A 5,383-nucleotide genomic window follows, 5' to 3' on the forward strand; every position below is an offset into this window, starting at 1 on the left:
CCTATTTCGGCCTCGCGCGCGGCGGCACGTTTCGCGCGCCGAAGCTTACCGTCGACAAGGCCAACCAAGCCGATCTGCTGGCGCGGTTCGGGCTGACGGGAAGGAAATTTGTGGCGCTCATGCCCGGCGCCGAGTTCGGCCCGGCAAAACGCTGGCCGAGCGATCACTATGCCGGGCTTGCCCGGAACATGATGGCAAAGGGTCTGGGCGTCGTGCTGCTCGGCTCGAAGAACGATGCCGGCGTGACCGGCGAGATCGCGACACTCGCGCCCGGCGCCATCGACCTTGCCGGCAAGACGCGGCTGGAGGACGCCATCGACCTGATCGCCGCGGCAAAGCTTGCGGTCTCGAACGACAGCGGGCTGATGCATGTCGCGGCCGCCGTAAACACGCCGATCGTGGCCGTCTATGGTTCGACGTCGCCGGAAAACACGCCGCCGCTCAGCGAGCGCTCCGAACTGATCTGGCTGCATCTGTCCTGCTCGCCCTGTCACAAGAAAGTGTGCCCGCTCGGGCATCTCAACTGCCTCAAGACCCTTGATGTCGCCCGTGTCACTGCCGCGGCCGACCGCCTGCTCAAGGTTCCGGCGGCCGCATGAAAGTGCTGATCGTCAAGACATCGTCGATGGGCGATGTCATTCACACCTTTCCGGCCGTCGAGGACGCGGTGCGCAACCGCCCCGATATCAGCTTCGACTGGTGCGTGGAGGAGCCGTTTGCCGGCATCGTGGCGCTGCATCCGGCGATTGGAGTGATCCACAAAGTGGCGGTCCGGCGCTGGCGCAAGAGGCTTTTCGACGGCGGCACATGGCGCGAGATGGCCGGCTTGCGCCGAGCGTTCCGTGCCTCCCGCTACGACCTCGTCATCGACGCGCAAGGCTTGCTGAAATCGGCGTTGGTCGCCATCCAGGCCGGCGCGCCGATTGCCGGCTTCGACCGCGCCAGCGCCCGTGAGCCTTCGGCGACGCTGTTCTATCAGCGCAAATACGCCGTGCCGCGCGATCTGCATGCCATCGAGCGCACCAGGCGGCTGTTCGGCCTGGCGCTGGGCTACCAGCCTGACCTGTCGGCGCTCGAGTCCGGCATCGTGCCGCCAGCGGGCGCGCTACCCGGCGTTGAAGGCAAAACCGCTTTCCTGCTCCACGGCACCAGCCGCGAGGACAAGAAATGGCCGGCCGAGGACTGGATCGGAACCGCGCGCGAGCTGGCCGACCGGCAATTCACGCCAGTGGTCACATGGTCGAATGAGGCGGAAAAGAAGGTGGCGGAGGCCATCGCCGGTGCCGTGCCAAAGACGTTGCTGGTTGCGAAATCGCCGCTCGCGGACGTCGCCGCGATCCTCGGCCGCTCGACGCTCGTCATCGGCGCCGACACCGGCCTCACCCACCTCACCAGCGCCTTCGGCCTCCCGACCGTCGCCATCTTCCTGGCGACGGAGCCCGGTCTCACCGGCCCGCGCGGAAAGTTTGCATCGACCTTGCTTGCGCCGCCCGGCGGCAAGATCACGCCGGCTGAGGTGATGGCCGAGGCTGAGTGGCTGCTGGCGCTCAGATCAAACGCGCCAGCTTAGACCGCGGCTGCTTCGTCATCCACGGGCGGAGCAAGGAGCGAAGCGACGCGGCGCAGACCCGAGGATGACGACGTCACGGAGGCTTCAGCCAATTCCGAACGTTTGCAATGGATCCGCAGCGAGCCGTGGTAGCTCAGAAATCGACGCCAGGACATGATCTCGAAAAGTGAGAACCGAAAGATCATGTTCCAACAAAGAGTTGGATCAGGATGACAATTCAATGAAACGTCATCCCAATCTGGCGAAGCGCACTAAATAAATTGCACCTGAACGATCTCATATCCCCGGGCGCCGCCGGGAGCGTTCACCTCGATGGCGTCGCCGACTTCCTTGCCGATCAGCGCACGCGCGATCGGCGAGGAGATCGAGATGCGGCCGGACTTCACGTCCGCTTCCTGGTCGCCGACGATCTGGTAGGTCTTCTTTTCCTCGGTGTCCTCGTCGACAAGCACGACGGTCGCGCCGAACTTCACCTTGTCGCCGGAAAGCTTGGAGACGTCGATGACCTCGGCGCGCGCGATCAGATCCTCGAGCTCGTTGATGCGGCCTTCATTGTGGCTCTGCGACTCCTTGGCCGCGTGATATTCGGCATTTTCGGACAGGTCGCCATGCGAGCGCGCTTCGGAGATCGCCTCGATGATACGCGGACGCTCCTCTTGCTGGCGCCAACGCAGTTCTTCCTTCAATGACGCGAACCCCTCGCCTGTCATCGGGACCTTGATCATATGCCTGACCTTTCCTGCCGCCACCCCCGCTTGTCGGGAGCAGCCTTGTCAAATGGGTACAAAAAGAAAACGGTCCGGCAGCCTCGGGCTAACGGAACCGTTTCACCACAATTTCCCTGAATATAGCGATCTTGGCGCGATTTTCACGTGCAAAAATGAAGTTCGGCGAAATGATCACCGCTTTCGCGGATGCCGGTTGATGGCGAACAACAAAAATCCGGCTACGATTGCTCGCAGCCTGCCCGAAGAGCTTGAAGCCCTGTTCAGCTCCGCAGGAAATGATCGATCTGCTCGGACAGCATGCCGTATTCGCGCGAGCCCGTGCCGGTCCGCTTTTCGATTTCCTTGAGCTGTTCCTGAGCGCCGGCGAGATCGCCAATCTGAAGATGCGCTTCGCCGAGATATTCGCGCACAAGCGTGTAGTTCGGGTCGATGCGCAGCGCTTCCTCGTAATAGCCGAGGCCGACCGTGACGCGGCCAGAATGGCGATGCGAATAGCCGAGATAGTTGAGGATGCGCGGATCCTGCTTGTTGGCGGCGAGCGTCAGCACCGAGATCGCCTCGTCATAGCGCCCGGCCATCGCCAGATCGTGGCCGGCCTCGTAGATGCTGTCGTCATCCAGCATGCCATATTGCGGCTTCACGCATTTGTTCTTCTTCTTGTCCCAGACTTCGCCCTTCTTGCACTGGGTAGTGGTTTGACCGCTTCCGCCACCTTCACCGGCCGCAAAAGCCGGGGCGACGAACAGCGGCAGCGCCGCAATAGCCATGACTTGAACAAGCAATCGTCTGCGCATCGATGCCTCCGTGAGCGTGACAATGGCAGACTAACGCCGGCCCGATCCGCTTTCATCCCGAAAAGCCGTCATCGGCCGAACTATTTTGGACGGCCCGAAGGAGAGCCTTGCCTCCGGGCGTGACGCGCGCTGCAAATCCGCTATCATCGGGCCACGCGCATCACGTGGAGAAGGACCGTGCAGCAGCGCCTCGAGAAAGAATGGGAGCTTTCCATCGACCCGGACACGGTGCGCCTGTTCATCCTCAAGGCCAAGGCGCTGAGCGCCGCCGTCAACGAGGACTATGACGACGGCGCCGAGCACGAGGTCGAGTTCGACGGCGACGCGCATGCCAGCCATCACCATGACGGCCTTGTCGAGGAAGCCTCGGAAGACCTCACCGAGGAAGAATTCCGCGAACTGATCAACGATCTCAACATCGACGAAGCGGCCGAACTGATCGCGCTCGCCTGGGTCGGGCGCGGCGACTATGACGCATCCGAATGGGCTGACGCGGTGGCTGCCGCCAGGGAGCGCCCAAGGAAGCGCACGGCCAAATACCTGCTCGGCCTGCCGATGCTTGCCGACTGGCTGGAGGAAGGCCTTGAAGCCATAGGCGCGTAACGCGCCGGTAACCGATTGTGATCGGCAAGGCCGGCGGTGCAGGCAACTTCGCGACGCGATTGCCGTTTCGGGGCGATGGCAACGCTGAGCATTTCCGGATTGTGCAGATTGGCGTTGCCTTTGGCGGCGGCAGCCCTGCTGATAACGCCGGCCACGGCCGCCAAGCATCATCACCGGCACAAGAGACACCTGCCGCCAGCCAGCGAGAGCGCCGCTCCGGTACCGGAGACGCCGCAAACGACACCGGCGCCAGGGGCACGTCCTCAGGATATGGAAAACCGCGCCCAGAAGTCCGGGCAAGGCAAAAGCCGCCTCGACAGCGACGACGACTTCCTGAACCAGGAGAAGTCGCATCCGAAATGGGACGCCCATCCGCCGCGCTCGAAGGGCGCTCAGTCTGGGGCACGGGCGGAGCCCGATCCGCAAACGCCGGAGATTGTCCCCACGCCGACCGAAAAACCCGCCGAACTGGAGCCGGAGCCGCCGGAAACCGCGCCGCAACCGCCGGAAAAACCGGCCGATGCCGGCGAGGAAAAGATGCTTCCCGATCCCCGCTCGGCCGATGTGCCGGCCGACGAGATGCCGGCCGAGGAAACCGCGTGTCGCGAGCGGCTAAGGACGCTTGGCGTCGAGTTCGAGGAGCACAAGGCCGAGCACGACGCGCAAATCGGCTGCTCTATCCCCTATCCGATAGTTTTGAAGACGCTCGGCAAGTCCATCAGCGTCAGTCCCGGCACCGAGCTCAATTGCCCGATGGCCGAGGCAACGGCTCGCTTCATGGCCGATGTCGTCCAGCCCACGGCAAAGGCCGAACGCGGCGCCGATTTGAAGGCGGTCAACCAGGCCTCGGCCTTCGTCTGCCGCCCGCGCAACGGCACCCGCAAACTGTCGGAACACGCCTTTGGCAACGCGGTCGATATTGCGAGCTTCACCTTGTCGGACGGAAGCAGGATCGAGGTCGGGCCGGCGCCTCCTGAAAAAGATGCGAAGTTCCTCGACGCGGTGCGCAAGGCTGCCTGCGGACCGTTCAAGACGGTGCTTGGGCCGGGCGCCGACGCCGACCACGCGCTGCATTTCCATCTCGACCTGGAACCGCGACGTCACGGCGGCACCTTCTGCCAATAGCCACAATTCCGGAAGTTTCGGTCACGTCCCGGCAAGAACAGCGCCGCAATTCCGCCCCAGGCATGAATGCCGGCGCTGATCTTTCCTTTACTGTTGAGGGTTAACCTTGTGCCATTCGGGGACAAGGACGCCTTTCAATGGCTCGAAGACTTGGCGCTGCGCTGATGGCGGCGCAACGAAACAAGTGCGCGCGAATCGCGATCGCCGGGCTGGCCGCCGGCGCCATCGCGACGATATCGGCCTGTACCACGGGCGACGTCTTTGCGCTGCAGCCCGCCGTCGATGTCGGCAGCCAGACGGCGGCCGTGCCACAGCCCGACGCGCCGCAATATTCCGGCATGCAGCGCCTCGTTCCCTCCAACCCCTATATGACCCAGGCCGCCTATCCGCGCATGGACGAGCCGATGTCGCCTCTCGAGCAGATGCCGGCCAGCGAGATCGACTGCCGCAACGAGCTGAAGCGGATGGGCGTCGTCTATCAGGACGTCCAGCCGATCCATGAGGGACAGTGCGGCATCGATTTCACGGTAAAAGTCTCGTCGATAGGCAGCGTCGCCATGAAG

6 protein-coding genes and 1 pseudogene are annotated in these 5,383 nt (G+C 63.5%); 5 read left to right on the plus strand and 2 right to left on the minus strand.

What is annotated here, in order from left to right:
* On the plus strand, window positions 1–599 hold a 599-nt coding region (gene waaF, locus EOA28_RS23685; protein WP_128315335.1), incomplete at its 5' end, for a lipopolysaccharide heptosyltransferase II.
* Window positions 596–1,570 carry a lipopolysaccharide heptosyltransferase I gene (gene waaC / locus EOA28_RS23690; protein WP_127251527.1) on the plus strand — a complete coding sequence of 325 codons (975 nt, stop codon included), beginning with the start codon at window positions 596–598 and terminating at the stop codon, window positions 1,568–1,570. The genes waaF and waaC, both read left to right, overlap by 4 nt.
* 251 nt (window positions 1,571–1,821) lie before the next feature.
* Here waaC and greA read toward each other — a convergent pair whose 3' ends face one another.
* Both greA and EOA28_RS23700 read right to left on the minus strand, forming a co-directional pair.
* The gene (gene greA, locus EOA28_RS23695; RefSeq protein WP_027168132.1) at window positions 1,822–2,295 is read right to left on the minus strand and encodes a transcription elongation factor GreA; all 474 of its coding nucleotides are present in this window, start codon (window positions 2,293–2,295) and stop codon (window positions 1,822–1,824) included.
* Window positions 2,296–2,558: 263 nt separating this feature from the next.
* Window positions 2,559–3,092, minus strand: a complete 534-nt coding sequence (locus EOA28_RS23700) for a tetratricopeptide repeat protein (RefSeq protein ID WP_126081704.1) — start codon at window positions 3,090–3,092, stop codon at window positions 2,559–2,561.
* A 177-nt stretch (window positions 3,093–3,269) separates the two neighbouring features.
* On the opposite strand from EOA28_RS23700, the gene EOA28_RS23705 reads away from it, so the two are divergent.
* The 3 genes and pseudogenes from EOA28_RS23705 to EOA28_RS23715 form a co-directional block, all read left to right on the plus strand.
* Window positions 3,270–3,695 (plus strand): DUF3775 domain-containing protein, encoded by a 426-nt coding sequence (locus EOA28_RS23705; protein WP_112126832.1) that lies wholly within the window; start codon window positions 3,270–3,272, stop codon window positions 3,693–3,695.
* 114 nt (window positions 3,696–3,809) lie between these two features.
* Window positions 3,810–4,820 carry an extensin family protein gene (locus EOA28_RS23710; protein ID WP_245463439.1) on the plus strand — a complete coding sequence of 337 codons (1,011 nt, stop codon included), beginning with the start codon at window positions 3,810–3,812 and terminating at the stop codon, window positions 4,818–4,820.
* Between the two features lie 137 nt (window positions 4,821–4,957).
* Window positions 4,958–5,383 (plus strand): annotated as a pseudogene (locus EOA28_RS23715) (extensin); the annotation flags it as partial.

The sequence above is a fragment of the Mesorhizobium sp. M2A.F.Ca.ET.067.02.1.1 genome (assembly GCF_004023285.1).
Classification (GTDB): domain Bacteria; phylum Pseudomonadota; class Alphaproteobacteria; order Rhizobiales; family Rhizobiaceae; genus Mesorhizobium.

Excerpts from the sequence above, each read along its gene's own strand:
- EOA28_RS23700 (WP_126081704.1), bottom strand. The coding sequence starts at position 3,092 with ATGCGCAGACGATTGCTTGTTCAAGTCATGGCTATTGCGGCGCTGCCG.
- waaC (WP_127251527.1), top strand. The coding sequence starts at position 596 with ATGAAAGTGCTGATCGTCAAGACATCGTCGATGGGCGATGTCATTCAC.
- greA (WP_027168132.1), bottom strand. The coding sequence starts at position 2,295 with ATGATCAAGGTCCCGATGACAGGCGAGGGGTTCGCGTCATTGAAGGAA.